The sequence below is a fragment of the Neisseria sp. P0021.S005 genome (assembly GCF_051956955.1).
Window position 1 is genome coordinate 1 of the sequence record NZ_JBQCWY010000375.1, and the last position, 2977, is coordinate 2977.

Annotated in this window: 3 protein-coding genes and 1 pseudogene; 1 reads left to right on the top strand and 3 read right to left on the bottom strand. The window is 52.5% G+C overall.

Features of this window, described 5'->3' with window-relative positions:
- Window positions 1–813, top strand: an 813-nt coding sequence (locus ACTHUE_RS14355; protein WP_440403047.1) for a PD-(D/E)XK nuclease family protein, incomplete at its 5' end; no start/stop codon positions are given.
- Between the two features lie 59 nt (window positions 814–872).
- Here the strand turns inward: ACTHUE_RS14355 and ACTHUE_RS14360 are convergent.
- The 3 genes and pseudogenes from ACTHUE_RS14360 to ACTHUE_RS14370 form a co-directional block, all read right to left on the bottom strand.
- Window positions 873–1604, bottom strand: coding sequence for a phosphoadenylyl-sulfate reductase (locus ACTHUE_RS14360; protein ID WP_070459933.1), 732 nt, complete (start codon window positions 1602–1604; stop codon window positions 873–875).
- A 115-nt stretch (window positions 1605–1719) separates the two neighbouring features.
- Complete coding sequence (dinB, locus tag ACTHUE_RS14365) at window positions 1720–2778, bottom strand: DNA polymerase IV (RefSeq protein WP_107769317.1); 1059 nt, start codon at window positions 2776–2778, stop codon at window positions 1720–1722.
- Between the two features lie 77 nt (window positions 2779–2855).
- A pseudogene (locus tag ACTHUE_RS14370) lies at window positions 2856–2977 on the bottom strand (sulfate ABC transporter substrate-binding protein); the annotation flags it as partial.

Genomic DNA, 2977 nt, shown 5'->3' on the forward strand with positions numbered 1-2977 from the left:
TCAACCGACGAACAACACGAGCCTTTGCAACCTGCCATCGATCCGGCAGAAAGCGCAGACCGTGCCATGCCGTCTGAAAACCTGCCGCCCCCACTTTCAGACGGCCTCGATATCCACCATTTCCCCCACGGCACCAATGCCGGCGTATGTTTGCATGAAATGCTGGAAAAACTCGACTTCGCCGCCTCTGCCGAGAGCCAATCCGAAATGATTGCCGAAGTTTTGCAACGCCACAGCTTTGAAGACAAATGGCTGCCGACGGTAATCACCATGCTCGATACCTGCCGCCTTACGCCTTTAATCAACGAGAGCCTGTCGCAGATTCCGCCGACCCGACGCCTGCCCGAAATGGGGTTTACCCTGTACATGGACGATTTCAAACTGGACGACTTGCGCCGTTGGTTTGCCTCAAGCGAAGCAAACCTGCCGCCCGAATGCGTTCAAGCCGCGCAACTGCTTGACTTCCATGATTTACAAGGCTATTTGAACGGCTTTATTGATATGGTTTGCCAAGATTCAGACGGCAATGTCGTTTTAATCGACTACAAATCCAACCATTTGGGCAACGATGCAAGCGCCTACACGCAACAGGCGATGAACGAAGCCGTGGCACATCATCACTACTATCTGCAAGCCCTGATCTACGCCGTTGCCACCGCACGCTACTATGCCCTGCGCGGCAAGCCGTTGCCCAAAATCGCCATCCGCTACCTCTTCCTGCGCGGCATGGACGGCTCGGATCGCGGCATTTGGAAATGGGACATCGATACCGCCCTGCTTTCCACTTTCGTTGAACGAAAAACAAATTCTTGATAAATCATTTTGTTAAGCCGTCAAAAAGGCCGTCTGAAACATTTTCAGACGGCCTTTGATTATTTGTGCAAACCGCATTCCTTACTGTCTTTGCTTTCCCACCACCATCGCCCGGCGCGGATATTCTCACCCAACTTGACCGGACGCGTGCAGGGTTCGCACCCAATGCTGGGATAGCCTTGATGATACAGCGCATTAAGCGGAACTCGGTGCTCGTGTGCATAAGCCCAAACATCCTGCTCTTCCCAATCGAAAATAGGATTGAATTTGGCGATGTTGCGGCCCGTATCCAGCTCTTCAAAATTCAATTCGCTGCGCGTTTCGGACTGGCTGCGGCGTTGTCCGGTCAGCCATGCGGGGGCGTTGTGTAAAGCGCGGTTGAGTGGTTCGATTTTACGGATATGGCAGCAACGGCGGCGCAACTCGACGCTGTCGTACATGGCGGTTGTACCAAACTCCGCTTCAAATTCCGCAGCGGTTTGTCGGTTGGGATAAAATACTTCCAATTCGGTTTGATAACGCGCATTGGTTTCGGCAATCAGCGCGGCGGTCTCGGGATTGAGTTTGCCCGTATTGAGCGTAATGATGCGGATGGGCAGTTTCAGACGGCACACGGCATCGGTAATGACCATATCTTCAACCGCAAGGCTGGATGCGAACACGGCTTGCGGATAGCGCGCGGCAATGTCTTGCAAACGGCGCTCCAAAGTGGCCGCCAACTCAGGCAGGCGGCGGCGTTCGTCATCGCTGATTTCGGGGATTTTCCAGAATTGAGGACGGAATAAAGACATGGCTGGTTGTTCCTAATAATTTTCAGACGGCCTGTTAAAACGGCTGTCGATATGGTTATGGAACGATATTGTCCTGCGCCCTATCTTCAAACGGAAAGAATGCTTTTCTATTTCTTTATAACCAAAGCGTCTGCTGCTGGTTTTTCGGCAGCAAATGGCTCACGCCGATACCGATCAGGCGGAAGGCGTCTTCGCGTTGCGGCGGTATGCGCTGCAGCAAAGTATGTGCCGCCTGAAGCAGCGAGGCGCTGTCGGGAAGGACGGAAGAATACGTCAGCGAACGCGTGATAATGCGGAAATCGTAGGTTTTGAGCTTGAGGGTAACGCCTTTGGCTTCGACGTTTTTGCATTCGATTTGCCTCCAGAGGTCTTCGGCAAGGTGCGGCAAATGGCTTGAAGCCTGCGCCAAAGATAAATCTTCGGGCAAAGTGATTTCGGTTGAGATTTGCAGGCGTTCGCGTTCGGCTTTGACCGGCCGCTCGTCGATACCGCGTGCTAAATCGTAAAGACGGTAGCCGTAGCGGCCGAAATGGTTTAAAAGTTCGCCGCGCTCAAAACGGCGCAAATCGCCGGCGGTCTGCATACCGAGGGCATTCATCTTTTTCAGCGTGACTTTGCCGACACCGGGAATCTTACCCAACGACAGGCTCTCCAAAAACGCCATGATTTTTTGCGGCGGCAGCACAAACTGCCCGTTTGGCTTGCGCCAGTCGGAAGCGATTTTGGCCAAAAACTTATTGGGCGCGATGCCTGCGGAGGCCGTCAAACCGGTTTCTTCAAAAATTTCGGCACGAATGCGTTTGGCCACATCGCTGGCGTACGGGATATTTTCAAAATTTCGGGTAACATCCAAATAGGCTTCATCCAAAGACAAAGGCTCGATCAAATCGGTATAACGCTGAAACACGGCATGAATCTGAGCCGATACCTGGCGGTACAAATCGAAATGCGGCGGCACAAACACCGCCTGCGGACACAGCCTTTTCGCCGTTGCCACCGACATGGCCGAGTGCAAGCCGAATTTGCGCGCCTCATAAGAAGCGGCACAAATAACCGACCGCGTGCCGTCCCACGCCACAACGACGGGCAGCCCTTTCAGGTGCGGCTGCTCGCGCAGTTCTACCGAAGCGTAGAATGCGTCCATATCGATATGGATGATTTTGCGTTGAGACATGGGAAAAGATGGATAAGAAAAAGGCTTATTGTAACAAAAGGCCGTCTGAAGTTTCAGACGGCCTCTATATTCAAGCCTTATTTTTTACTGGAAAGCTGGTCAAACAATCCGCCGTCGGCAAAGAATTTTTTCATGATTTCTTCCCACGGGCCAAATTTCTCATTCGGATTAAACGTCTCAATCTCAGGGAAATCGGCTT

What these genes read in the sequence shown, in the direction of transcription:
- dinB (WP_107769317.1), bottom strand. Translation starts at nt 2,778, where the DNA reads ATGTCTCAACGCAAAATCATCCATATCGATATGGACGCATTCTACGCT.
- ACTHUE_RS14360 (WP_070459933.1), bottom strand. Translation starts at nt 1,604, where the DNA reads ATGTCTTTATTCCGTCCTCAATTCTGGAAAATCCCCGAAATCAGCGAT.